Source organism: Methanoregula boonei 6A8, from assembly GCF_000017625.1.
GTDB lineage: Archaea > Halobacteriota > Methanomicrobia > Methanomicrobiales > Methanospirillaceae > Methanoregula > Methanoregula boonei.
On record NC_009712.1, the window covers coordinates 1,575,294 to 1,602,262 of the forward strand.

The window sequence follows — 26,969 nt, forward strand, 5'->3', positions numbered from 1 at the left end:
AATGCAGTTTTCATTTTCCGGGATCTTCCGATATGTTGATGTATTCTCCCTGCGGTTAATCATCCACAGAGGGAGTAAAGAATGGCAAAAGTGGATGTGTCTATAGCAAACCTCGATGTCTGCGGGAGGTTTTGCGGGTCGTGCCCGACATTTGCGGCAAACTGCCTGAAAACCGGTAAGCCTCCCCTTCTCTTCTGCGGCCAGGGTGGATCCTCCGTGACTCATGAGATAAAAAAGGAAGGTTGCAACTGCCCGAAGTGCGGGGTACACACCCGGTACAAACTTACCGGCGATTACTACTGCATGAAGGAACATAGCAGTGCATGACAGGGCGGGTATTCCCATAAAAAAATGCCATATGTGTGGGTAATGGCAATAGCAGCATCAAACAGCAATCTTTATCGCGTCAGGGTACTGAAAAACTTTTAAAAATAGTTCGCCTGTATCCTCGTGGATACAGGCACCCCTGGAACTGACGCCCCCCGATGACCCCTGATACCCGGAAAATACTGTCGCTGCTGCTTATCCCGGTCTATCTTATTCTTATTGGGGTTTTCCTGGCCGCAAATAGTAATGCCTCATTCAATCCTCCCATCCTGCTCCTGTTGTTTAACACGCTCTTCCTTGGCCTGATCCCCCTTTATGTTGCGTATGTTGCGTACATGTCTTTCCGGAGCAGCGGATCAACCGGCGTACTGCTGAAAGGGACCGGCATGCTGGTGCTTGGCCTTGGGGCAATCGCTGCCGGCATCATCAACTACCTGCCGGATTCCATGAATGCCAACATCACCGTCCAGAACACCAGTTTTTGTGCCGGTGCCCTTCTCCAGCTCATCGGGATTCTCATAGCGCTCTCCGGGACGGTACCACAACAGAGATCTGACGACGGGCTCAAATGTACCCTCCTCTATGGCGGATCCGGTATTATCGTCTTTTTCTTTTCCCTTGCTGCCGTAACCGGGGTAATCCCTCCGTTTTTTATTCCGGGCGTGGGCTTTACGCCGTTACGGGAGGTTCTTATCGCCAGTGCAGTTGAATTTTTCGCACTGGCAGCCGGGATTCTCCTCTGGCTGTATTACCGGGAGCGGGAGGATTTTTTCTTCTGGTACTCGATCGGTCTTGCCCTGATCGGGATTGGTCTTGTCGCGGTTCATTTTCCGTCAGTGCTCGGCAGTCCGCTGGGCTGGGTTGGCAGGTCAGCCCAGTATCTCGGGGGAGTCTACATCCTCATCGCGTTTATTGCCCTTGGGCGGAGCGCCCGCCGGACAGGCATCCCGGCAGGAGATATGCTCTCCCGGTTTTTTGGTGAAGCCGAAACGAGTTACCGGGCCCTCATTGAGACCGCAACCGACGCCATTGTGGTTTTTGATTCGGCCGACCAGGTGATCGTATGGAACCGGGCGGCAGAGAGGATGTTTGGGTATACGCCCGCTGAAGCAACCGGGTCGTCTTTTTTCCGGATGGTAATACCGGACGAATTTACCCCTATCATAAAAAACAATTTCCGGGGCCCGGTCCCTCCCCCCGCGGATCCGGCCCTGCAAAAACCCGTGGAGATCACCGCCCGGTGCAAAGACGGGAGCACGTTTCCTGTAGAACTGGCGTTGTCCCGGCACATGGTAGGAGATACCCGGGTAAGCACCTGCATCATCCGTGACCTTACCGAACGCAGGAAGGCAGACGATGCGTTGCAGAATAACATCCGGCTCCTCGAAGATGTGATGGAAGGCAGTACTTCTCCCATCTTCCTTAAAGATCTCGGGGGCAGGTTCATTTCAGTCAATTCGGCTTTGGAGAGAATACTGGGAAAATCACGGCAGGAACTCAAAGGCAAAACCGATTATGACATTGCTCCAAAGGAGGTTGCTGATTCCTGGCGGTCTCACGACAAAAAAGTAATCGATACCGGTAAGGCAATCCAGGTTGAAGAGGCGGCGGATCTCCCGGACCGTCAGTATACCTTCCTTGCAAACAAGTTTCCTCTCGTGGACGCCCATGGCCGGATATATGGCGTAGGTTCCATCTCCCACGATATCACCGAACGCAAGAAGGCAGAAGAAGCCTTACGGGAGAGCGAAGAGCGCTTCCGCTCGGTCATGGATAATTCCCCCGTTGTTATTTTTCGATTAAACCTCCAGACGAAAAGATATGAATACTTCAGTCCTGCATGTGGTTCGATCTATGGGTATTCACCGCAGGAGATGATCAAAATGAGTGCCAACGACACAAGGAGTCGTGTGCACCCGGATGACCTGTCGCGGTTCGATGCAGCGAACACCCGCATAGAGGAAGAAGGAAATGGCGGGTACGAAGTCCGCTGGCTGAAAAGTTCAGGAGAGTACCGCTGGCTCTCGCTGAAGATAAATATCATGAATGACGCAACCGGCCTTCCCCTGTACCGTAACGGTTTTGTGAGTGATGTCACCGAACGAAGGAACGCAGAAGAGGCACTCTTAAAAAAGAATGCGGATCTCGAAATTCTCAACGAAGAACTCAATACTGCACAGGAAGAGCTGCAACAGCACATAGGCGAACTCACCCGTGCCGAAGCAAAACTCAGGGAAAGCGAGGCGCGGTACCGCACCCTGTTCGAGACCATGGCCGAAGGATTCTCTATCAACGAGATCATCCTTGATGACAAGGGTATGCCCGTTGATCTCAGGTACCTGAGCGTCAACCCGGCGTTCGAAATCCAGACCGGCCTTAAGGCCGGAGATATCATTGGCAGGACCACCCTCGAGCTTTTCCCCGGTGCCGAGCCGGTCTGGTTTGAGCGGTACGGGGACGTTGTTCTTACCGGAAAACCTGCGCACTTTGAGGAAAAGTTCGGCCCGCTTGGAAGGTGGTTCGACTGCGTTGCATATAAGATGGATAAGATGCAGTTTGCCGTCATCTTTATCGATATCACGGAACGCAGGCAGATGGAGGAAAAGCTCCAGATCACGCTGCAGCGCTTTTACCGGATTCTTTCAAATATGCAGTATGGCATCCTGCTGGTCACAGACGAGAACCGGACAGAATTTGCCAACCAGGCCTTCTGCGATATGTTTGGCCTGGAAGATACTCCCGCGGCCCTGTCCCATCTGTCAGCGGAGGAAATGCTTGAAAAAATCCGGCCCGCGTATAAAGATCCCGACGCGGCAATAACCCGTATCAATGAAATAGTTGACCTTGGGCAACCGGTAACAGATGAAGATGTGAATATGCGTGGCGGACGGACTTTCCTGCGGGCGTTTACACCGATTATCGTCAAGGGAATGCCCTATGGCCGGCTCTGGGTCCATGTGGATATAACCCGGCGCAAGGATGCAGAGAGGGAGATCGTGCAGAAAAACGAGGATCTCAATACTGCCTGCGAAGAGATTGCCTCAAAGGAAGAAGAACTCCGGCAGAACCTTGAAGAACTCAGCCTCCGCGAGCACGAGCTGATCAAAAGCGCAGCCAATCTCGAAGGAGCCCTTGCAGAAAAGGAGGCGCTCTTATCGGAGATCCATCATCGCGTCAAGAACAACCTGACCTCGTTTATTTCCCTTTTGAGTCTTGATGGCTCGTATGAAGAGACTGATGCGGGGAGGGCCTTAAGAAAAGATCTCCAGAACCGGGCCCGGAGCATGGCCCTGATCCACGAGACCCTGTACCGGACAGGGAAATTCTCGACCGTGGATATGAAGGTGTACCTCAGTAATCTTCTCAGCCAGGTTGCCGCCAGTTACAAGGAGAGTGCAAAGATCCGGATCGTTACGGAGATAAACGAAGTGTCCCTTGATCTTGCCCGGGCAACCACTGCCGGCCTTATCATCAACGAGCTGGTAACAAACTCGTTCAAGTATGCCTTCCCTCCGGGGTTCGACTGCATGGCTGTAAGAAAAGAACCCTGTACGATCCGGGTTGCGCTTTACCGCGAGGATGGGACAGATGTACTTATCGTGGCCGATAATGGTTGCGGGCTGCCGGAGGGACTTGATCCCATGGCAACAAAATCGCTTGGCCTCAAACTGGTAAACTTCCTTGCCTGCCACCAGCTCCGGGCCAACATCGAAGTCCGGGCTGACAGGGGCACGGAGTTTATTTTCAGACTTAAAGATACAGAGGAGCACGCATGAGCGGGGAAACTATTCTGGTGGTCGAAGACGAAGGCCTGATCGCCCTCCATATGACTGAGGTACTGGAAAGGGCGGGATACCGGATATCCGGCACGGTGTACTCGGGAGAGAGGGCACTCCGGACGCTCGATACATCCCCGCAGCCCGATCTTGTCCTCATGGATATCGGACTTGCCGGATCGATTGACGGGATCGAGACTGCAAAAAAGATCCGACAACGCTTTATCTTCCCGATTATTTTCCTTACGGCATATTCGGATGAGGCCCGGATAGAGAAGGCAAAAGAGGTGTCATCCACCGGTTTTCTGGTAAAACCGGTAACTGAAGAGGACCTCATTACCGCAATCCGGAGAGCACTGGACCAGCCGGCAGGATCGTAAAGCTGCGTGCAGCCTTTGGGACCGCACACGAAAAAAGCCGGGACAGGAAAAAACCCACACTTTTCGCGGAAAGGCCCCGGTGCCGGAATTTCCGGCGGGACACCGTATGATTCCTCTCTTTTAGGAAAAGGAGAACGGGCGTGAGGGATTCCACGCCCGCGAAGGCTCTGGTGCAATTTTGAAGTTTACTTCACCGCTTTTTTTGTGCGGCCGGATTTGATATCAGGCTGCCGGATTAAAAAGCCGCACGTTACTTTCTATTTCCTGAAAAAAAAACGCCCGGTGCATCGATACCCACTGGCAGTGTCACGCATGAATGCCGTGTCATTTCCTCCCGGTTCTGTCGGAACGGGGGAGAGCGGTGCACAGGTTTGTGCTGCGGGATGCACTGCCCGGATTTCCCCGGGGTTATTATAATGACCCCAAGCCTGCCGGTTTTTCCAAAAATGCACCAGTTTTGTTTGTTCTGTAGTACTCTTCTCAAAAGATAAATACCGGTACAGGATATTATCCATGTATCCGCCTATGTCGCCACTGACCGGGATCTGCATGACAAAAACCGCGGGCACATCTCCGGCACCATGCCGGATATACAAAAAGACGAGATGGCTCTTGTCCCGTCTTCTCATAGTGCCTGCTCTTGCAGCCATATGCTGTCCGGCCCTCGCTCTTCCCCTGACTGCACCACACGGGGCCGGGTACTTCGACCAGGGAATTGGTGTCTACTGGCCCTATCATGCCACCCTCATGATAACCGGTTTTATTCTCCTTTTTGCCGGGTTTATGGTTGCACGGTACCACAAGACAAAGGACTGGTACAAAACACACACAATTCTCCAGGTCTGCGGCGGAGCCTGTATCCTTGCAGGTATTACGGTTGGCGTGTACATGGTTACGCTCTCCGGCCTTCCATCATTCCGGAATATCCACGAGATTTTTGGCATAGTAACCGGAATCCTGGTCATCATCGCTCTCCTGCTCGGGTACAGCGTCAGGAGAGTTCACACCGCAAAAACGGTTGTCCGCACAAGCCATCGCTGGCTGGGGCGGATCACGATCGCACTCATGGCGGTCACGATTGTTCTTGGGATCTTTTTTTTGTCACTTATTCTACGGAGGTAGATCGGGGATTTTTGTCCGGGGAATTTACTGAGCTTTTTTTGAAATAACAGTTAATTCTGTATTATTCCGGAAAATCTTCAAGAGGGTGGCTGAGGATTTCTAAAAATGTACACTTCCGCTGATAAAAATTCTTGAGAAACTTCCGGTCTGCAAAACAGCAATTCCCGAGAATCATTCCCCTGCCGAAGAACGGGGTATACCCCCCACCGCCCCAAATCATCCCCCATCACTTACCCCCATCCGGGCCCAAATTGAGCTCCGATGACCCCTTTTCAGATCCAAAAAAGCCCGTATCGGGCTCCGTTTCCCGACTTTCCAAAATAAGCCCATATTAGCCTTATTTTCGCAATCGGACGATTTTAACGAACCTCATAAAGGCCCTTTTCTGCCCTGATCTCACCTCAGACAGGCATTTGTTCATTTCCGGAAAAAGAGGCTGAAAAAAAGGCCTCTATGGGCCGATAATGGGCATTATATGCGGCTCAAATCGGGCGTATTTCGGCAAATGGGGGGTTTTATTGGCGCGAAATTTTTGAGGGGCGAATCGGACGGTTTTACGGGCTTATTTTCCCCCCGTTCCAGGAGTAAATGCATAGGCTATCTCTCCATAAGCCTTCTCGATCAGCGCCCGGTAGTACGCGAGATCGAACGATGCTGCAGTCCACGAAAAGGCTCGGCCTGATATCGTTGTGCATCAGTGACAACGCACCGGATTTTCATCCCGGGCGCGATCGGGATCTTTTGATCGTGCTTGGCCTGCACCGAAACTGACTCATGCGAAAATTAAAAGTGATCGAGAACAGGTGCCCTGGTAAGGTAATAGTTGATCCCTGATTTTTCACGTCAACAGAAAGGTCAAATCAGTCGTCAATTTATCAAAATCCCCTGCAAAGATCATTGCCGGTAATTTCACTTGTGGCAATCCATGACATGAATGAGAACGGTATTTCACCGGATTGGTTAGAGAAGGCGCACAATTAACGAGATAATGTAAGAAGAGTTCCACCCCAATTTTAGCATATCCATTCGCGAGGTCTCCCCGGTTACGTATTTTTCAAAGATATTTGCCACTTGTTCAAACTGTGCATAATCAATAGATCTTTTTTTACCGATTTTAATATTGCATGATGGCGCTTTCAAGGGGGTCCCACTAACTATTATACTGTCCCCGGATACAATGGCATGAAAATAACATCCATTGCCGCGACTCCGGGACCATGTCTGAATAACAACGCCTTTGCTTTTCAGGGATTCAGAAAGGGTATCCCATGCCTTTCTTTTATCCGCCAAATCTTTTAGAGGGGGCATAATTCCTTCTTTGGTATTCAGGGAAATATAGGCGCTCCTGAAAGCACGAATAAAAAAACGGATCTGTCTGGTTATCTGGTAGTTGCACTAAGCCTTTGCCGAGGAAACTATATCGCCACCCACAGACGTTACAGAGCCTTCAAAAATGCTCATACAGATGCGAACAAAAAACGGTGATATGTACAAAAGGGCAAAATATGCTTTGCCCATGCGGATAGTATCGCCATCAAATGGTTAACCCCGGCTGCGGAAGGATCCCTGAGGTACGATAATCTCAAACCGTGCTCCTTTTCCCGGCTCCCCGGTTTCCTGGATTGTAATACCGGTGATTGAAAGAATTTCCCGGGAAAGGAAAAGCCCGAGTCCGGTGTTCTTCCCAAACCCGCGCTCAAAGATCTTCTCTTTTTCGTCTGCCGGGACGCCCTTCCCGTCATCCTCGCACAGGATAACAAGACCATCGTCGGATTTCCTTACAGAGAACCGTATTGTCGTAATTGTCTTTCCGTACCGGACTGCATTATCCATCAGGTTGTAAAAGACCCTGACAATCAGTGGATCGGCGAATACCTTAGTTCCGGCAGGAATATCGTTTTCCAGCCTGATGTTTGCAAGGGGAACCTGTGTCGCCGCAGTCTCGACAAGTGTGCGACAGTTTTCCCAGCCGGGGTTTTTCATGCCGATCACCTCGTATTCTTTGGTGAACTGGATCATTGCAGATATGCGCTCTGCAGCAATTCTGGTTTTCCGGAAATACTCATCAAATGCAGGATCGGGCCGTTTCATTTCCATCAGGGCAAGGTAACTCTGCAAAGCGAGGATCTGGTTGTTGATATCATGGCGGGTGATGCTTGTCAGGAGCTTGAGCTTCTTAGTTGCCAGGAGCTGTGCCTCATGAGCCTGTTTTCGTTCGGTGATGTCAATATTTACTCCGATGATCCCGGTTATGACATCACCTGACCGGATGGGGGCAATGATCTCATCATATATCCGCACCCCGTTTTTGGAGGATACGGACAACTCATCTCTTACGACAGTTCCTTCAAACGCTTTCCTGTTATTCTCCTGCCATTTTTCGAGCAGATCGTTACGAAGATGGATCTGGCCGGGGGTTTTGCCGATACTATCTCCCCAGTTTTTGATCGAAACCAGGTTCTGCAGGATATATTGGCCCGAACGATCCATGGCCCACGTATCAAACGGGAGGTTATCGATGAGTGCACGCATCAGGGAATTTCGTTCCCGCAGTTCCTCTTCTGCGTGCTTGCGTTCAGTGATGTCATGCACGGACCCGATAAGGTATGTGCAATTACCTGCCTGATCAAAGATAGGCGCGATACTGACCTCTCCGGTAAGTTGCCCGCTCGGGTAATGGGACGTTTCCTCCCAACGGACAATGGCCTTTTTTTCGACAGCCTGCCGGTATTTTTCCAGAACCAATAAGAGTGAAGGTTCGGGGATGATCTCGTTTACGTTCTTACCGATCACCTGCCCGGGAGGCAATCCTGTGGTCCTGCAAAAGGCCGAATTGACTGAGGTAAAGCGATACTGCCCATGAGATTCAACAGCCAGCTGAAAGATGGAATCCCCGACCGTATTATAAATCGAAGTCAGGCGTTGTTCATTTTCCTGCAGCGCCTGCTCCTCCAGTTTCCGTTCGGTAATGTCCCGGCCTACCGACTGGTATTCAGTAACCTCCCCGGAAGAATTGAAAATTGCACGATCCGTCCACTGTTGCCATCGCAAGGTTCCATCAGGCATAATGACCCGGTGTTCAATGACATCAACCGGGTGGTCCGGTGTTAATGATGCAAAAAACTGTTTCACACGCTCCTTGTCTTCAACCGGGATATCAGGCCGGAACCGATGACCTACAATATCGTCACGTTTCCTACCGTAATAGCGGCTGTAGGCCTCATTGGCAAAAACATGGACGCCATCCGGTTGACACCGGGAGATAAATTCGGTCTGGTCCTCAACTACATTCCGGTACCGTTCCTCGCTCTCTTTTAGTGCCTGTTCCCGCTGGATCAATTCATCGAAATTAAAACGAAGTTCTTCTTCTGTTGCGGTAAGCTGCTCATAGGAGGCAGCCAGCGCCTCGTTCTTCCTGAGGAGTTCTTCTTCGATACGCTTCCGTTCGGTTATATCGATGGCAACCCCGAGTACAGCCTTCTGGTTGTTTCCAAGTGTGGTGAAGGGGACTTTGGTAGTCTGGAGATAATGCTTTTTTCCGAACGCGTCGGTGAAGGTTTCCTCCGGAATAAATCTGGACGTTCCTGAAGTGATGACTTCACGGTTGTCATCGAGCATACGCCGGAGTTCCGCTGCGTCCCTCTGGAAGTCGGCCTGGGGTTTTCCTACAATTTCGGAAACACTTTTGTTATAACTCCGGGCAACAGCCTGATTTACCAGCAGAAAATTCCCGGCCGGGTCAGTCGCAAAGATCATATGGGGAACAAGGTTGATGATTTGGTCGAGCTGGGCGGCCTCACGTTTCAATGCTTCCTCATAGGATTTGCGCAGGGTAATATCCCGGAAAATCCCCTCGACACCTGCAATTGCACCGGTTCCATCCCGGTAATAATGGCTGTTTGTTGAGGTCCAGATTATACTGCCATCCCTGCGTTTCAACGGGACCTCGTAATCCTCAACGGATCCTTTTTCGTCAAGGTGCAAAAGCAATTCCTTACGTTTTTCCGGGAAATAGTAGAACGTCTCTGATATGGGTTTGTTTAATATCTCGTCAAAGGAATCATAGCCAAGCGTCTTAAGGCAGCTCGGGCTTGCCATGATCAGGTTCCCCAAGCGATCACTCCGGTAAAACATGTCCTGGATGTTGTTGAGGACACTCCGGTATTTTTCTTCAGATGTCGCCAGCGCTTTCTGGTGTTCTGCAAGCGCATCATACTGTGCCCGGATTTCCTCTTCCAATGCAGTGAGGTGCTCGTTTGCCGTCCGCAGTTCATTCTCGGCTTTTTTCTGCTCCGTTATATCCGAGTGCGTCCCGGTCATCCGCAGTACCCTGCCCTGATCGTTACGGACGGAGGCCTTTCCCCGGGTTAGGATCCATTTCGGCTCCCCGGTTTTGGTTACCAGGCGCTGTTCGATCGAGAAAATGTCCGTGCGCCCTTCAAGATAGGCATCCAGTTCTGCCCGGGTCCGGGGAAGATCGTCAGGGTACACCAGGTCGTTCCACACTCTGGCGATCTCGGGCAGTTCCTCCGGTGTGTACCCGAGGATCTCGCATCCCCGGGGGCTCAGGTACACCTCCCCGGTCTCCATCCATACGTCCCACAGGCCGTCATTGGCGCCTTCAAGTGCAAACTTCAGGCGCTCTTCGCTCCGGGCGAGGGCTTCGACCGCTGCAAAACGTTCTTTTTCCCGTTCCAGGTTATCGAGTGCAAACGAGATCTCCTCTGCAACTTCTTCGAGGAGTGCCACTTCCTCGGGAGAGAAAAATTCAGGTTCTGAAGCATACAGAGAAAATGCACCGATCACCTCACCCCTGCAACAGATCGGGAAGGCGCCTGATGAGCGATAACCAAACTTTTCTGCGGTCTCATGCCACAGGATCATTGCCGGATCCTGTCGGATATCGTTTGTAACTACCGGCCTGCCCTCCCTTACGGCTCGTCCCGTAGGCCCTCGTCCTTCGGGAATATCATCTGCCAAAAGGGCCACGTGGGAAAGATATTCCCTGGTGCCCATACCAGCTGATGCAACGGGATTGATCCTCCGGGACTTCCTGTCGATTGTCCCGATCCAGGCCATCTGGAATTTCCCGTACTCTATTGCAACGGCACAGATCGCTTTGAAAAGTTCATTGCGGGTCGGGATATGGACAATGTTCTTGTTGACCTGGCTGAGCAGGGAATTGATCCGGCTGAGATACACCACCCTCTCTTCTGCCTGCCTGCGGTATATTGATTGTAAAATTTTGGACTGAAGTTCGGCAAACTGTGCCTGCGGTGCTCCCCCTTTCTGGAGATAAAAATCCGCCCCTTCGTTTAATGCCTGGATGACAATCTCTTCCCGGCCCCGCCCGGTGAAGAGAATGAAAGGGATGCGGTTACCGGAACTTCTTACCTGTTTGAGAAATTCTATACCATCCATCTCTGGCATCTGGTAGTCGGCGATAAGGGCGTCATAGCTTGTTGACTCCATACGGGAAAGGGCCCCGGAGGCTGACGTGACAACATCAACGGAGAACATACCCTCTTTTTCGAGAAAGAGTTTGCCTATTTCAAGAAGACCAGGTTCATCGTCGACATAGAGAATACGGTAAATCTGAGACGTAATTCTTCGATATGGTTCGACCGTCTATTATATCTTGTCTTTTGAGGCTCTGTAACGTCTGCGGGTGGCAGCATATTTTCCTCAAACGAGGATTTAACGCAAAACCTCTCCGCAGAGCAATCAGAATCCCAAAAAGAAATAAAAACCCTGAAGCAAAAGTCAGATTGGTGATGGCGTGCCACTCTACGCACTATTATTCAAAGGCGGTTTGAGACATTCAGAGCTTTCGAAGGAATACTCGGATCGGTTTGTCGAATGGGCCAAAAAGGTTGCGTCAGGCCGTGTTCCGGGAAGCAGATTCCTGCAAGAGGGAAGGCTTGTCTCCGCAAAAGGGGTAACAAATCTGACATTTGATAAGGACACCATCGGCGGCTACATAATGGTAGAATCGGAAAATTACGAAAAAGCGGTGGCAATAGCAAAGGGGTGCCCGATACTGGAGAATGGCGGATACGTTGAAGTCAGAGAAGTTATGACATGAAGGGAAAACCGGATCCTGATAAAACCCGGTTGGGAAATAATCGTTCACTCCGGTAGAAAATACAAATCAACACTATTTGCATGATGCTCTGAAACGATCTCGCAAGGGAATGATCGTTTACCCCGGTAGAAAATACAAATCAACTGCCACCTTATCAGAATCATTCCCCGACATCCTCCTTTTTCCACCCCCTCCCCCGGAAAAAAGATCCTCATATTCACGTTTTAAGGCCGATCCGGGTACCGGATAGGCAAAAGAATGGGTCAAAATTAACCTCAATTTTAGGGCCCTCGGGGCAGCCAATAGCTGACATTAAAATCAGCTGTATTTTTGCAAAATATGCAATTAAAACGATTTTTTCCACGCGAACTGAAAAGAAGTGTTTTACGGGCTTATTTTCTTGAATATTCCCGTGGGAATTGCACAGGGTATCTCCCCCCACACCGTATCGATGATCCCCCGCTGATGAAGTGCGGCGGAGCCTCTCACGAAATCCCGCGAGACCAATTGGGGCGTACCCGGTGCCGGACCCGGTGAATAATCCCGGGGCTTTGAGAGGAAAACGTAATTGGGCCGGCAAAAGAGTTGCAAACATTCCCGGGAAATTTTCGCAGCCGTACCGGGATTTTTCCGGATACTTTTTCCTTTAAAACGGATCTCTCCTCGCCATCCGGTACGCCCGACCAACCTCTGCCACGCTCCATGCCTGGGCAATGCACCCGTTGGGAAAAAACGGCGGATCGCCATCAAAAATCTCGGAGATGTACCCGATCCCCGCCTCCCGCCCGTGAGCAAGGATCGGTATGAGGATCTGTGCTGCCCGCTCCCGGGGGACGCCGTTTCTGATGAGCGCTTCACAGAAAAAGCCGGTGAGCCACGGCCAGACGCAGCCGTTATGATAACTGCGGTCGCCGGTGTACCGGCCCTGGTAGCCGGGATCCGATCGCGAGAGCGTGCGAAGCCCGTACGGTGTCAGGAGTTCCCGGGAGACCGTACCAAGTGCAGATTCTGCCTGTTCCGTACTGACCAGGCCAAGGGCGATCGCAATTACCTGGTTTGGCCTGACAGAGGGATCGATCGGGTCAATCACATCGTACAGGCACTTCTTTTCCTCGTTCCAGAACTGCCGGAACGCTCTCTGTGCCGATGCGGAACTCACCGGCACCGGGATCCCCTGGGCCTCCGCTTCTGCAAGGGCATGTACCCAGAGCGCATTGATCTCCACCGGTTTTCCCGCTCGGGGTGTAAACGCAGTATCCATCCACGTGCTCCCGGGAGCAACAGCGATCAGGTCATGATCCAGCCGGGCAACAGGGGATGAGGGATATTCCGCAAGAATCGTTTCGATCACCGGCTTCATCTCCCCCATGAAGGGATCGTCCCCAAAGGAGCGCCGGTACCGGGTGAGGGCATAAATAAACCACAGCGAGGCATCGCTCGCGTGGTAATTATCCGGAACCCTGTTTGGGACAACGCCGTCCCGCATCAGGGAAGAAAGCCGCCTGAGCACGGCCCGGGCCTCGTCCCGTCTCCCGGGTTCAATGAGCAGGCCGGTCACACTGATCGCCGAATCGCGCCCCCATGATTCGCAGAACCAGGGGTAACCGGCAACGATCTCCTCACCCCTGCAGAATACATCCGCTGCCCGGTCCAGCCAGCCGGGCAGGGACTGCGGCGACCGCGGACGGGGCGGGCCCGGGGGATCGCATGCGTCCCCGGTGCACCGGAACAGGACCGTAGCATCCCGTACGCGGCCCTGGAAAACTCCCGGGGAAAAGAGATCTTCCACCGGTTCGTACCCCCGTTCGTACTCCCGCTGGTACCACACGTTCCGGTAGGTGACCGGGTCTGCCCCGTACGGAAGATCCCCGCCAAAAAAAAGACCGGCCCACCGGAACCCGCCGGGTTCCCGGGTGCAGTCCGGGACAGGATTTTTCATAACGGAATGCACCGGCCGGTCGGTGATGAGAGGGCGGACCCACAGTTCTGCATCGCCCGAAATAGCGTACGTGACCGAAAGGCTCCCGTTAAACGCGATCGTCTTTTGTACGACACTATCGTCGATCCAGTACTGCCACGACGGAGGATAGGCACAGAACCCCGCAAGGTACCGGAGCCCCCCTTCATCCGGTGCACCCTCGTACTGCTGTGCGGAGAGCGGGACACCGTTTACCCGTTCGTCGAGCCCGGCAAGGAGCACACGTGCGTCCCGGACAAAAAGCCCATGGTATTTTCTCGTGTTACCGCCCACGGACGAGGACGCGTACGCATGGGATGAGGCCATGAGAAATTCAAGCTGCCGGGCGGTCCCGGGAACCCGGACCTCCCGCCCGTACTGGAACATTTTTCACGCATCTCCCCGGTAATGGTTATCCGTCTGCAAGTTCCCGGTAGACCCTGAGGGTATTTTCCGCAGCAGTATCCCAGGTAAAATGTTCGATCACCCGGCTCCTGCCGTTCCTCCCCATGGTTTCTGCAAGATCCCGGTGCTTTAAGATCCCGATGGTAAACTTTGCGATATCAAGGGGATCGTACGGGTTGATGTGGTAGCCGCAGATCCCTTCGCCGGCGGGAATCACCTGCTCGCGGAAACCCGAGGTCCCCCGGGCCCCGACAACCACGGGTTTTCCCATGGACATCGCTTCGGTGCAGACAATGCCAAAAGGTTCGTATTTCGAGGGCAGGACAACGACATCGGCCGCAGCATAATACAGGATGCGCTCCTCTTCCGGTGCCATCCTGAAGTGTAAAAGCACGTTTTCTTCAAGATGGTGGTTGTGCACCATGTGCGTGAGCATCTGCTCCATGTCGCCGACACCGAGGATAACCAGTTTTGCATCAGGGATCTCTTTTACAATATGGATCATGGCCCGGACCAGCGTGTCTGCTCCCTTCACCCACGTGAGCCGGCCGACAAAAAAGATCACCGGGGAGTGCCCCACCCCGATCTTTTCGCGGAATGCTTCGATCTCGCGGGGCAAAAACCGTGCAGGATCGTATTTCTTCTCGTCCACGCCATTGTGGATCACCCGGATCTTCTGCTCGGAGTACCCGAAACTTACCAGTTCGTCCCGCATGGCATAGCTGACCGTGACAATACGGTCCGCAATGGTGGCAGACAGGCGCTCGATATCCTTTATGGTCGGTGAGCCGGAAGGATTCCTTCCCTGTTCTGTGGAATGGAAGTGGAAAACAAACGGCTTTTGGAGATTCCTTTTGGCCGTGATACCGGCAAGTGCTGCAAGCCAGTCATGGGAGACCAGCAGGTCGTACTGCCGGTTCTCCTTTGCAACAAGGTAATTTACCAGTTTGGATGCGGAAAGCAGGTTGTACAGGATGGTTTCTGCGAAAAAATTCTGCCCGTTCCCGTCCCACATCCGTATCTCTTCCGGGTTGATTACGGGAATGATATCGGAGATGTTTATCAGGTTTGGGCGGTGGATATCGATGCCGGGCCGGGTCTCCGATGTGGGAGCGCTCCCGGTGTTCCGTGAAAAAACCGTAAGGGAATGCCCTTTCCGGACAAACTGGCGGGAGATCTCGTCCGCATATGTCCCAAGCCCCCCCCGGAAGAAGGGTGGGAATTCGTCAACAAAATACGCGATTTTCATGCAACCACCCGGGAATACGTTTCTGTCATCTTCCCGCCGATCGGGCCCCACAGGAACAGGCGGTCGATCTTTTTCCTCCCCTGTTTCCCGAGTGCTCCTGCCTGCTGCGGCTCGCCGATAACGGCACTGATTCCTTCGGCAAGGGTTTCTGCCTGCGGCTCCACCTTGACGCCATCGACAAACGAATCAATATTTTCCGAAAGCCCGCCAACGTTGGATGCTACCACCCCTTTTTCCGCACTCCATGCTTCGAGCAGCACAAGGCCAAACGGTTCGTTCCTGCTCGGGATGACCACGAGATCGCAGGCGTTCAGGAGCCGGATGTATTCGGAATCCGGGATATACCCGATAAAATTTACCGGGAGATCTGATGCCTGCTCCACCAGTACCTGCCGCATGTCTCCCTCGCCGGCAACAATCAGTTTTGCATCCCGGTGCTCACGGCAGACGGTTTTAATTGCCCCGATAAGAATGTCCGGGCCCTTCTGGTAGGCCAGCCTGCCGATAAAAAGGATAAGCGGGTCAGATGCCGGGATCCCATAGGACTGCTTTACTTCCGCTGCGTTGATCTCTGCCCGGTACTGCCGCGGCACGATACCGTTTGGCACTACGTCGCATTTCCCTTCGGGAATGTTGTAGAGCGCCATGACCTCCTGTTTGAGCGTGGCAGAAACCGCTGTCACGCGCTTTGCAATAAGCCCGCCATACCATTCCTTGCCGGAGATCTCCTTAAATTCCCACCAGTCGCCAAAATGGTTGCCGCTCCTGCCGTATTCCGTGGAATGGAACGTGAGGATGGTGTTCCGGTCCTTGAGGAGGTGGAGCGCCTGCACGGGATGCCAGTCATGGAAGTGCAGGATATCGAATCTCCTGCCGGTATCGAACCGGTGGAAATTTTCCACCATCAACAGGCTCATGCTGTTGCAGTACTCCACGATGTTTGCGCCTTCCGGCCGGCAGTAATGGTAGCTGACATTGTTGATTGTCTGGTCCGGCACCTGGCCACGGGTGAAAAAATGCACCTCGTGATGTTCTGCCAGGGTCTCGGCCAGATGCGTTGCAGCCGGGGCAAGACCGCCCACACGTTCGGCATAGAGCGATTCCCAGCAGAACATGGCTATTTTGAGTGATTCCACAGATCGTTCCTCCAGGTGTCCATCAGGTTTACGGCATCCGTTTTCCCAAAGCCCCGCAGACCCTTGCTCTGGCCCTGATCAAACAGGGATGTTCTTTCTCCGGTTTTTTTAATTCTCCCGGATCCTCATCCCGGTAAAAACGGCCCTTGGGGATCCACCCGGGATCACAAAAGCGCCGCAGCATTTCCTCCGGAATGTGTACTTTTAGTCTTTTATGATCCCTGATACAGGATATAAAAATGATCGTTGTTTACAATTTTTGAGACGGAGCATTTTTCTTTAATATATGAGATACATTTCTTCAATCTGCGTTATCCGCGTCACCGGGCCGGCACGATAAAAAAATGATACTTCCTTTTAGAACGGGTCTGCAACAAAGGCGGTGGAGGAGATAATATCGCCAAGGCCGGTGGTTTTTTGGACATTGCGGGCGATGAGGCTGGGAACTGCCAGCACCATCAGGTCACCGGCCCTGAAAATTCCCGGTGATTCATCCGGGCCAAATGCAGTCTTAATGTCTGCATATGCCCGGAGGCCTTCCGGTGACAGGACCGATCCGGTCCCTCCCGCAGCACCGGCAGCCTCCTGCGCTGCAAAGAGGAGGGCATTCCGGGATAATTCAGGCTGCCCGGTCCCCTGTTTCTGGATCAGGATATAGTACCCGAACGTGTGAAGGTGGAGCCGGGATACTCCTGTGGCATGCGCAAGGGAAAGAGCGTCCCGTACCAGCGTAACCGGCGAGGACTGCGGGTCTGCCCGGGAGTTTTGCCCCGGCCCACCCAAAATCCGGATAAAACTTCCCAGTTCCTGTTCGTTCAGCCCGATGCTGTCGGTATTTTTGAGGATATGTTCGAGCAGCAGCCCGAGGATCCGGGGCCGGACCCCGGAGACACATTCAACATGCGTCCGCATCTGGGGATTGACGCTACGGATCTGCACCAGCTGCCGTGCGGCAGTGACAAATTCCTGCTTTGTTTTCAGGAACTGGTAACCGGAAAGGAATGCACGCCGGCAGCCGGCAATCTGTTCGAGGAAAGCAGCCTCCTGTTCCTCCGGGATAATGACATCAGACGGGTCATGGGCCGGTGACACGATGAACCGGTTGCTCCGGGGCACGACACCGCGGGCAACAGGTACAAGGCCGGGATCATATTCGAACACAAGGTGGATACGATCGGGATTATTGCCGGATTCCTGTCCAAAGGACAGGGGATTGACACCGGCGTCCTGCAGCATCGCTCTTGTCTGCGGGCCGGCGCCGGGTACGGCACAGGTCACCGTTGCGGGATTGAGCCTGCGTACCTGGATCGCTGCAATTCCTGCCTGTCCCCCGGGCACAAGAGAACCGGTTGCAGAGAAAAAACCGGAGATCGCAGAAAAAACAGAGGGATCCCCCATAACCATCTCGTCAGCAGAGCAGTATCGCATCGAATGGTTTAGCCGTTTAAGAAGGGCACCAAAACCCGGCCCGGGCTGGTTGTGGATATCACGCAGCAGACCCGGGGTGACCGGAATGATCCGGTCGATGTTGGCATTAAAGCCGGTCAGTACCGGGCCGGTCTGCGGCCTTTTTACGGATTGGTACAACAAAGACCACGTACCGGTATCCACGGGAATATCTCCTTATCGCATGCGGGAATAGGATGCCGGAAGATGATAAAGGTGCTTTTCCCGCACCCCTTTTTGTCCCGGGAGGGACTTTCCCGATAGTATTTAACCATGGCATGATCCAAGATGAACTAACGGGAGGATGATTCACGTACATGGCCGATCATAAGGACGGGCTTGCAGACAGGTTCCCACATGTGCCGGAACGGTTATCCGGCCTTGTCGATCTGGCATACAATCTCTGGTGGAGCTGGCACCCCGAGGCACGGGTGCTCTTTAAGCAGATCAACCAGCAGGCATGGAAAAAAAGCCTCCATAACCCGGTGAAGATGCTCCGGGATATCCCTCCCGAATATCTTGACGGCGTTCTTGCCAATCCCGCATATCTTCGCCGTTATGATATCATCATGAACCGTTTTTCCCGGTACATGGCAAACCACAGCGGGTGGTTTTCAGAACATTACCCAAAAGAAAAATCGCAGCCCATTGCCTATTTCTCTGCGGAGTACGGCCTCCATCACTCGCTCCCGTTTTATGCAGGCGGCCTCGGGTTCCTTGCAGGGGATCATTTAAAGGAATGCAGCGATCTCGGGGTCCCGCTGGTCGCAGTGGGATTCATGTACTCCGAAGGTTACCTCCACCAGCATATCCGTCCCGATGGCTGGCAGGATAATATCACGGAAGTGCTTGACCGCGATGCTGCGCCGATTACCCGGGTCCTGAACGCTGCCGGCAACCAGATGGTCATTCAGGTCCCGTTCATCGAGCCCCGGATGTATGCAGCGGCATGGAAGGTCAACGTGGGAAAAATTCCCCTCTTCCTGCTCGATACGGATATTGCAGAAAATCTTCCCGAAAACAGGACCATCTCCCACCGCCTGTACGCAGAGCAGACCGCACAGCGCCTCAAACAGGAGATCGTTCTTGGGATTGGCGGCCGGAAGATGCTTGCCGAACTTGGCATAGGATTTGCCGCCGTGCACCTTAACGAAGGTCATCCGGCATTTGCGCTGCTGGAAGGAATCCGGGAGCGCGTGGCGGCAGGCATGACCTTTCCCGATGCCATGGAGCAGGTGAAAAGAACCTCGGTCTTTACCACTCACACCCCGGTCCCCGCCGGCAATGATATCTTTCCCCGCGATCTTATGAATACGTATTTCTCCTCCTATTATGGGCAGATGGGTATCGACGCTGAGACCTTTTTTGGCCTCGGGCACCACCCCTGTGATGAGGGGACCGGGTTTAACATGACCGCGTTTGCCCTCAGGCTCACGCAGTACCACAACGCGGTCTCAAAAAAACATGGTACGGTTGCCCGGGCAATGTGGCACTGCATGTGGCCCGGCACAAGCGAGCAGGAAGTCCCCATCGACCATATCACAAACGGGGTCCATCTTCCCACGTGGCTCAACCCCCGGATGGAAACCCTGTACTCGGATTATTTCAGGTGCGTTGATCCCCTCTGGCACGAGGACCACGATAACCCGGAGATCTGGCAGATGATTGAGGAGATCCCGGACAAGAAACTCTGGGAGATGCACCTCTGGCTCAAACAGAAACTCTTCAACAGGATCCGGGAGCGCAAAAGGATAAAATGGGGAAGCCAGCTCAATGAGCCCGGCAACCTTGTGGCAGAAGGCCTGATGCTCAACCCCTCCGTCCTCACCATCGGATTTGCCCGTCGTTTTTCTTCCTATAAACGGGCAGATTTGATTTTTCATGACAGGACACGCCTCAAGAGGATCCTGACCAATCCCTGGCGCCCGGTGCAGATTATTTTTGCCGGAAAAGCTCACCCTGCAGATAACGAGGGTAAAGAGATCCTCCAGCGGATATACGAATTTGCCCAGCAGCCGGAATTTGGCGGCAGGATCGGGTTTGTGGAAGATTACGGGGAACAGATGGCCCAGTACCTTGTCCACGGCGTGGATGTCTGGATGAACAACCCTGTACCCCCCATGGAGGCGTGCGGGACAAGCGGAATGAAGGCTTCCTTAAACGGGGTACTGAACCTGAGCATCCTTGACGGGTGGTGGATTGAGGGCTACCAGGGAAAAAACGGATGGGCGTTCGAAGGCGATCCGTCTCAGGAAACGCGGGACGCATCGGACTCCACTGCGCTCTATAATCTGCTTGAAAAAGAGGTAATGCCGCTTTATTATTCTGCATCCATGGACGGGATCCCCCATGGCTGGGTAAAGATGATGAAGGAATCCATAAAGAGCACCAGTGCAGCATTTTCCGCCCGCCGTATGGTCAAGGAATATGTTACCAGGTACTATCCCACCCTCGTGGCGGGTGCACAGGACAGATGACCTCCACGCTCGTTTTTTTTATAAAATAAATACGGGATACAAAAACGGGCGCAATAAAATCAGCAGAAACAGCCTGTTTTTCCCGTAATAAAAGGCCCGGCCGGGGCACCCGGTGAGGCGATAATGAGTGCACCGCCGGTCCAAAAAAAAAGGAAAATGTACGGACAATCCGGCATCTTTTTAGCTTTCGTCCAGCATTTTTTTGACCATTTTGAGGGTCTCGATCTTGAACTGGAAGTGTTTGATCATACCTTCCTTCATCATAATCTTCCCGTCAAGCATACGCTTCATGAGTGTTTTTTTCTGGTCATCGGTCAGCTTTTCCCACATCTCGGTCATGGGCGTTTCATCCTGTTGCATACCCTGTTCGTGCATAATGGTTCTCAACTCCTCATATCCGGTAAACCGGATTCAAAAGGGTGTGGTATTGCCAAAACAAATGATATACTGTTGCCCGGTTTTCACCCTATGTAACATAATTCAGAACCTTTCCGGTCGGTCTTGTTTGTACGATTCCTGGTTGCTTCACGTACCACTTTTTCCGCTTTCCCGGGTAAAATCCGCAAATCCCCGGGAATGTTCCCTTGATCTCACTTTTTGAAACGTGGAGGAATCCTTAAATAATGATACTAAGTTTTACTCTATAACCGGATTTTTGGATCTGTTCTTCAAGGAAAGAGTGATGATGACCGTACCGGCCCCCCTTACCACTGCTGACGGCATACCCGGGATGAAGGATGCAGACTTTTTAAGAAAAACTACCTGCGCCTTCGCCATTCTTGCCATTGCGATCTGCATCGCAGGCATCCTCGGAAATATATCCGGCAGTCTCATCCTGAGCAGTGTATGCAGAGGGTGCAAGACCCTTGCGCTGAGTGCTGCACTCATATGGATCTTTTTTGGCGCCCTCCTTCTCCTGTTGTCCGCACGGCAGGCCGGGCGTACCGTGCGGATCCTGGTACAGGCAATCCTGGTTTTTATTTTCGGCCTGGAATGCATTGAGATTGCATTCAGCCTGAACGGAGCGCAGTTTATCGTTGAATCATGGTCGGTTCAGGCAGGATCGGAGCTTTTTGGATCGCTGTCAACGCCGATATCCCCCATAGCCTCCGGCCTCATCGCCATAGCTGCAGCCGGGCTGTTTTTCTGCACCGATCCTTCCCTCCTGTCACCTTCGCGCCTCAGGGCACGGGAGATCACGGTCATAAGCGGGGGCATCCTCACGCTTATGGGGTTTGCGCTCGCCTTAAGTTACCTGTTTGGGACACCGCTTATCCTTGCAAAAGCGATCATCCCCATTGCAGCTGCCTCTGCCCTTGCTGCGTTTTTTATCGGCCTGGGGCTCATTGCCGCTGCAGGACCTTTCACGGTTCCCGTCTGTTATTTTATGGGAAATTCCATCAGGGCGCGGCTGTTGAGGACCTTTGTCTCCTTAAGTGTAGCAATAACGCTCTGTGAAACCATCCTTTTTTACGTCATTTCTGCATGGCTTGGTATCTCCAATGAGATCATGATCTCGGCAAGCCTTGTCCTCTTTATCGTCGTTACCTCGGTTATCGTCGGCCGGGTATCGGAGATGATCGGCCAGACCCTTGACAAAAAAGAGCAGGAACTTGCAGACAAAAATGCATATCTCGGAGAACTTAATGACAACCTGGTATCCGCAGAAGAGAAACTAAGGCAGACGATCGAGACCCTCATCAAAAACGAGCGGGACCTCCACGAAAGCGAACAATTCCTCCGGGAAACCGAGAAGATTGCAAAGATCGGCGGGTGGAAGGCCAACCCAAAGACCGATTATCTCCAGGTGAGCGAAGGGGTTTATGACATCTTCGGGATCCCGGGGCATCACCGGCCGGGATTCTCCGAAGGCCTGAACTGTTTTTCCCGGGAGGATCAGATCCTTATCCGCGAAAGTATTGAAACGTGCCTTGCCACCGGTAAGCCGTTTACCCATGAGATCAGGATCACCACCGGGACAAATGAGGAGGTCTGGACGGAGATCAGGGGGCTTGCTTTGGTCAGGGAGGGGCACCTGTCCTCGGTTATCGGGACCATCCAGGATATCTCACGGCGCCGGAAGGTTGAAGAAATGCTCAAACGGGAGAGCGGGAAACTGGACATACTTGCAGAATCCGCCCGGCTCCTCCTTGGTTCCGAAAAACCCGGGCACGTTGTCCAGCGCATAGGGGAACGGGTAATGCAGTTCCTTTCCTGCCAGGTCTTTTTCAATTATCTTATCGATGAAACCGGCCAGCGGATGGAACTCAACGCTTATGCCGGTATTGCACAGGAGGACGCAGAGCAGATCCGGTACCTTAACCTGGGAGATGCAGTCTGTGGCAGGGTGGCCCGCGACAGCAAGCGGATGGTAATTTATGATATTCTCAGCACCGATGACGAAAAAACACGCCTGGTCCGGTCCCTGGGCATTTCCGGGTATGCATGCCACCCGCTTATCTTCCAGGGCCGCACCCTTGGGACGATCTCCTTTGGCACCGCTGACCGGGCCTGTTTTAGCGAGGATGAACTGGACCTGATGCAGTCAGTGACGGCCCTTGTGGCTACTGCGATGGCGCAAAAGCAGATCGCAGATACTCTCAAAAGCACAAGCCAGTACCTGGAGAGCCTGATAAATTACGCCAATGCACCGATCATTGTCTGGGACCCGGACTACCGGATCCTGCGGTTCAACCACGCATTTGAGTTCCTGACGGGATTTTCTGCGGACGAGATCATCGGAAAGCCGCTCGATATCCTGTTCCCGGAAAAATCCCGCCGGGATTCCATGGAACTCATAAGGAGGACCAGTGGAGGGGAACGCTGGGAATCGGTGGAGATCCCGGTCATGCATGTTTCCGGCTCTGTAAAAATGGTCCTGTGGAACTCTGCAAACGTATACGATCCCGACGGTGCGGCCATAGTCTCCACCATAGCGCAGGGTCAGGATATCACGGAGCGTAAGAACGCAGAAGAGACTGCCAGACAAACTGCATCGTTACTCAGGGCAGCCCTCGATTCCACCGGTGACGGCATCCTTGTAGTCGACAATGCACGAACCATTACCGGCTATAACAAGAAATTCTGTGCCATCTGGGGCATCCCCGAACCTGTGCTCGATGATTGTGCCCGCGAGGCAATCGCGCTTGTTTCCATGGCACGGCAGGTAGTAGATGCAAAAGAGTTTACCGGCCACCTCAACGACCTGTACAACCACCCGGGGCGGGAGAGTTATGATACGGTAAAGCTGAAGGATGGCAGGATCTTCGAGAGGTACTCGCTGCCCCAGAAGATCGGCGACACCATTGTCGGCCGTGTGTGGAGCTACCGTGACATTACCGAGCGCAGGCAGGCTGAGATCGCCCTGCAGGAAAGCCTGGAGAAATTCCGGGTCATTGCAACGAGCACGCCGGACCATATCCTGGTGCAGGACAAAAATCTCCGGTATACCCAGGTCATCAATCCCCAGCCGGGACTTACCGGGCAGGATATGATCGGGAAAACCGATTACGAGATTCTCTCAAGAGAAGAGGCAGACACCCTGACAACGATCAAGAAGCAGGTTCTTGAGACCGGTAGCGCAGTCAGCAGTGAAATGCACCTGACAAACGCACGGGGCGAGAAAAACTACTTTTCCGGGGCATATGTTCCTACAAGGAATGAAGCAGGGGAGGTTGACGGCCTTATCGGGTATTTCCGGAACGTGACCGAAAAGAAACAGGCCAATGAAAAGATCCTTGCAGCGCTTGCGGAAAAAGAGGTCCTGATCCGGGAGATCCACCACCGGGTGAAAAACAACCTCCAGATCGTTACCGGCCTCCTTGATATGACAAGGACACGGGCCCAGGACCCTGAGACCACCGGTATCCTCACGGACATGATGCTGAAGATCAAGACTATGGCCCGTATCCACACCCGTTTGTACGAGAGCAACCAGTCCGGCCAGGTCAGCATGGACGGCCAGATCCGGGATATGGTAACCGATCTCTCCGGCATCTACCTGCCTTCCTCTCCCGGCATCAGGTGCGAGGTGGATGCAGAAGAGTTCTCCCTCCCGGTCGATCTTGCAATCCCCTGTGCGCTGGTCATTAACGAGATCCTTTCCAACTCGTTCAAACATGCCTTCAGGGAGCGCACCCACGGGACGATACGGGTACTGGCACACCGGACGGGCGAACAGGTCCATATCAGTATCCGGGATGACGGGACAGGCATCCCGGAACAGGTGGATCCGGAGCGTACGGCAAGCCTTGGCCTCAAGCTGATACGCAACCTGGTAAATCAGTTACAGGGAACGCTTACTATTGGAAGCCCCGAAGAGGGTACAGAAGTCACGATCGATTTTCCCGCAAAAACGGGAGGATAAAAAATGCCAAAGATTCTTGTGGTCGACGATGAAGCAATCATTACCATGCAGCTCGAAGAGAGGCTGCATGCAATGGGGTACACGGTTGCCGGCATGGCAGCATCGGGAGAGGATGCGATCGGGAAGGCACGCAGGCTCTCACCCGATCTTATTCTGATGGACATCGTTATGCCGGGAAAACTCAACGGCATCGAGGCAGCGGAGGTCATTTGTTCAGAACTGGACATCCCGGTGATTTTTGTTACCTCGTACGCCGATGACGCGATTATTGAGAAGGCAAAAAAGGCCCGGCCGTACGGCTATATCGTAAAACCCTTCAGTGAACTGGAAATAAAAGCAGCCATTGAAGTGGCCCTCTTCCGCAAGGCAGCGGAACGGGAATCAAAACAAAACGCAGAGGCCGCCAGGGCCGCGACCCCGCTGCAGCCTGCGACTCTTCCGGGTACTGCCCCCGGGGCGGTACAGGAAGCGGAGTACCTTGCCCTGCCCGAGATAAAAACGGTGCTGTTAAAGGATATCTTCTCCGGCATTGTCCTTTTCCTCTATGTGGATCCCCAGGTAAAGGATCCGATATTCAAATTCGCCATTGAGGCAGGGATCCAAAAAGGGGGGCGGACTTTCTTTGCCTACCACCAGTCCGTGCTGCAGAAATATTTCCTTGAAGAGGGCCGGAGCGGCCGGCTCTTTAGCCGGCGTATAAAACCAGGGGAACTCTTTTTGCTGCACAGTCTTATCGAAAAATGCACCCAGACCCTTCCCCCGGCAGGTTCCGGGGGCAGTCTCCAGGTACTTTTCGACTTTTCCGACACCGGGGAGTTCGACGATATCGTAGCGGTAAAAAACATGATCCTGAAATACAGGGAGACCGGTGTCCCCATCACCGGCATTATTGCCGCCAGCATGGCTGGTCTTGATCACGAACGGATCCGGCTGCTCTCGGAAGGCATTGCAAAGATCATCGTGTCGACCGGGAAGGACACGATGATTTCCTTTGCCCATTCAACGTTCCCGCCCGAGTCCATCACTGTTGTCCCCCAGGCCACAATCGAGGACGTGGTAAAGAAACTGCTTGAACCGGTCATACTCTCCATTCTCGAAAAACCGATCTCCGGGTTTGATATTGTCCATGAGATCCATAACCGGTACAAGGTTCTCATCCCCCAGGCGCGGATTTATACGTACCTCTACGAACTCCAGAAGAACGGGTACCTGGAGATGAAGGTATCCGGCAAATCAAAGTTGTACTATCCTACTGAGAGCGGGAAAAAATACATCCGGCAGCGCCTGATCGAGTTCAAATTTGTCTTCCGGCACATCATGGGCGAAGAGCCGGCTCTCCCGGTAAAAAAGGAATGATCTTTTTTGCCCTTTTTTAATCCTCTTTTGGGGAAAGATGCCACTCCCCTCTTTTCGCCGATACGTTCTCCGAAAGGGGCGGGGCGCATGGGGATGTCACGGCATTTCCCGTACAGAAGGCGCATGTTTCTTTTTTTGGTAACACCGTATCATCGCAGCCAGGGAATGTCTCCGGCATGCGGCGGCGGCAGCCCGGACGGGCAGGTATAATCCCGGGGTTTCTCAAGAGAGAGCATTTTTTTGATTTTTTACCACACAGCCGTTATGGTTCAGCAGGGGTGTACACCCTCTGCGATTTTTAAAAAAAAACACGATCTGCCGGGCGGTTGTTACAAATCGTGAGACAAATCCTGCAATATCCAAATACGTATTTACCGCAAAGGGAGAAGAGTCACTTCGCGGTGGGATTACCCGGGTCAGCCGGGTAAACCGGAATCATTGCCATAGTATTCCCGGCGGGGCAAAGGTATGATGGGTACAAAAAAGCCGCAGAAAAAGAAAAAACCCGTTATCGATCCACCGGCCGGCATCTCAAAAAACGGAAAAGATACCTGTGTAGTATGCCAGCTTCCCGGTGTTCCCGAGGAGAGTATCAGGATTTACCTTGACCGGACCCGGCTTGTCATATCGGCCTCTGGGAAAGACGGGGATATTATAAAAAAAATCGAGGTCCCCGAGGGATCAAGGATCAGCAGCAAAAAGTATCGTGACTGCATACTGGAACTCATTCTTGAAGAGCCCGGGTAAGACCAGGCAGTTTTTTTTTATTTCTGATCCCTGCTGGCTCTGTAAAGTCTGCAGGGGGCGACATTTTTTCCTCAAAGCAGGTTTGATGCTGACACCCGATGACCTGACAGGACCCCCTTTTTCCTGCCCTTTATGGTAAG

Annotated in this window: 15 protein-coding genes; 9 read left to right on the plus strand and 6 right to left on the minus strand. The window is 53.0% G+C overall.

Going from position 1 to position 26,969, the window contains the following annotated elements; all coding sequences use genetic code 11:
* Positions 1 to 81 precede the first annotated feature (81 nt).
* The 4 genes from MBOO_RS07920 (at position 82) to MBOO_RS07940 (ending at position 5,605) form a co-directional block, all read left to right on the plus strand.
* Entirely contained in the window at positions 82 to 327 is a 246-nt protein-coding gene (locus MBOO_RS07920; protein ID WP_012107073.1) for a DUF2769 domain-containing protein, read from the plus strand.
* A gap of 158 nt (positions 328 to 485) precedes the next feature.
* Positions 486 to 4,103, plus strand: coding sequence for a PAS domain S-box protein (locus MBOO_RS07925; RefSeq protein WP_012107074.1), 3,618 nt, complete (start codon positions 486 to 488; stop codon positions 4,101 to 4,103).
* Positions 4,100 to 4,483, plus strand: a complete 384-nt coding sequence (locus MBOO_RS07930; RefSeq protein ID WP_012107075.1) for a response regulator — start codon at positions 4,100 to 4,102, stop codon at positions 4,481 to 4,483. Before MBOO_RS07925 ends, MBOO_RS07930 begins: the two co-directional genes overlap by 4 nt.
* A 513-nt stretch (positions 4,484 to 4,996) precedes the next feature.
* Positions 4,997 to 5,605, plus strand: coding sequence for a cytochrome b561 domain-containing protein (locus MBOO_RS07940; protein ID WP_083756196.1), 609 nt, complete (start codon positions 4,997 to 4,999; stop codon positions 5,603 to 5,605).
* Positions 5,606 to 7,147: 1,542 nt separating this feature from the next.
* Here the strand turns inward: MBOO_RS07940 and MBOO_RS13115 are convergent.
* Entirely contained in the window at positions 7,148 to 11,212 is a 4,065-nt protein-coding gene (locus tag MBOO_RS13115) for a PAS domain S-box protein (protein ID WP_332306251.1), read from the minus strand.
* 172 nt (positions 11,213 to 11,384) lie between these two features.
* Here MBOO_RS13115 and MBOO_RS07955 point away from each other — a divergent pair, with 172 nt between their 5' ends.
* On the plus strand, positions 11,385 to 11,690 hold the full coding sequence (locus tag MBOO_RS07955) for a YciI family protein (RefSeq protein ID WP_012107079.1): 306 nt from the start codon (positions 11,385 to 11,387) through the stop codon (positions 11,688 to 11,690).
* 646 nt (positions 11,691 to 12,336) lie between these two features.
* On the opposite strand, the gene MBOO_RS07965 is transcribed toward MBOO_RS07955, so the two are convergent.
* The 4 genes from MBOO_RS07965 to MBOO_RS07980 all read right to left on the minus strand — a co-directional run bounded on the left by MBOO_RS07965 (position 12,337) and on the right by MBOO_RS07980 (position 18,048).
* Complete coding sequence (locus MBOO_RS07965) at positions 12,337 to 14,034, minus strand: amylo-alpha-1,6-glucosidase (protein ID WP_012107080.1); 1,698 nt, start codon at positions 14,032 to 14,034, stop codon at positions 12,337 to 12,339.
* A 25-nt stretch (positions 14,035 to 14,059) separates the two neighbouring features.
* Positions 14,060 to 15,301, minus strand: coding sequence for a glycosyltransferase family 4 protein (locus tag MBOO_RS07970; protein ID WP_012107081.1), 1,242 nt, complete (start codon positions 15,299 to 15,301; stop codon positions 14,060 to 14,062).
* The gene (locus MBOO_RS07975) at positions 15,298 to 16,437 is read right to left on the minus strand and encodes a glycosyltransferase family 4 protein (RefSeq protein WP_012107082.1); all 1,140 of its coding nucleotides are present in this window, start codon (positions 16,435 to 16,437) and stop codon (positions 15,298 to 15,300) included. Before MBOO_RS07975 ends, MBOO_RS07970 begins: the two co-directional genes overlap by 4 nt.
* A gap of 357 nt (positions 16,438 to 16,794) precedes the next feature.
* Positions 16,795 to 18,048 (minus strand): phosphofructokinase, encoded by a 1,254-nt coding sequence (locus tag MBOO_RS07980; RefSeq protein WP_012107083.1) that lies wholly within the window; start codon positions 18,046 to 18,048, stop codon positions 16,795 to 16,797.
* A 152-nt stretch (positions 18,049 to 18,200) separates the two neighbouring features.
* On the opposite strand from MBOO_RS07980, the gene glgP reads away from it, so the two are divergent.
* Complete coding sequence (gene glgP / locus MBOO_RS07985; protein ID WP_012107084.1) at positions 18,201 to 20,360, plus strand: alpha-glucan family phosphorylase; 2,160 nt, start codon at positions 18,201 to 18,203, stop codon at positions 20,358 to 20,360.
* Between the two features lie 180 nt (positions 20,361 to 20,540).
* On the opposite strand, the gene MBOO_RS07990 is transcribed toward glgP, so the two are convergent.
* Complete coding sequence (locus MBOO_RS07990) at positions 20,541 to 20,735, minus strand: hypothetical protein (RefSeq protein ID WP_048068384.1); 195 nt, start codon at positions 20,733 to 20,735, stop codon at positions 20,541 to 20,543.
* Between the two features lie 307 nt (positions 20,736 to 21,042).
* On the opposite strand from MBOO_RS07990, the gene MBOO_RS07995 reads away from it, so the two are divergent.
* From MBOO_RS07995 to MBOO_RS08005, 3 genes are all read left to right on the plus strand, one after another.
* The gene (locus MBOO_RS07995) at positions 21,043 to 24,726 is read left to right on the plus strand and encodes a PAS domain S-box protein (RefSeq protein ID WP_012107085.1); all 3,684 of its coding nucleotides are present in this window, start codon (positions 21,043 to 21,045) and stop codon (positions 24,724 to 24,726) included.
* Between the two features lie 3 nt (positions 24,727 to 24,729).
* The gene (locus MBOO_RS08000; RefSeq protein WP_012107086.1) at positions 24,730 to 26,082 is read left to right on the plus strand and encodes a response regulator; all 1,353 of its coding nucleotides are present in this window, start codon (positions 24,730 to 24,732) and stop codon (positions 26,080 to 26,082) included.
* Positions 26,083 to 26,550: 468 nt separating this feature from the next.
* Complete coding sequence (locus tag MBOO_RS08005; RefSeq protein WP_012107087.1) at positions 26,551 to 26,829, plus strand: hypothetical protein; 279 nt, start codon at positions 26,551 to 26,553, stop codon at positions 26,827 to 26,829.
* The last annotated feature ends 140 nt before the right edge of the window (positions 26,830 to 26,969 follow it).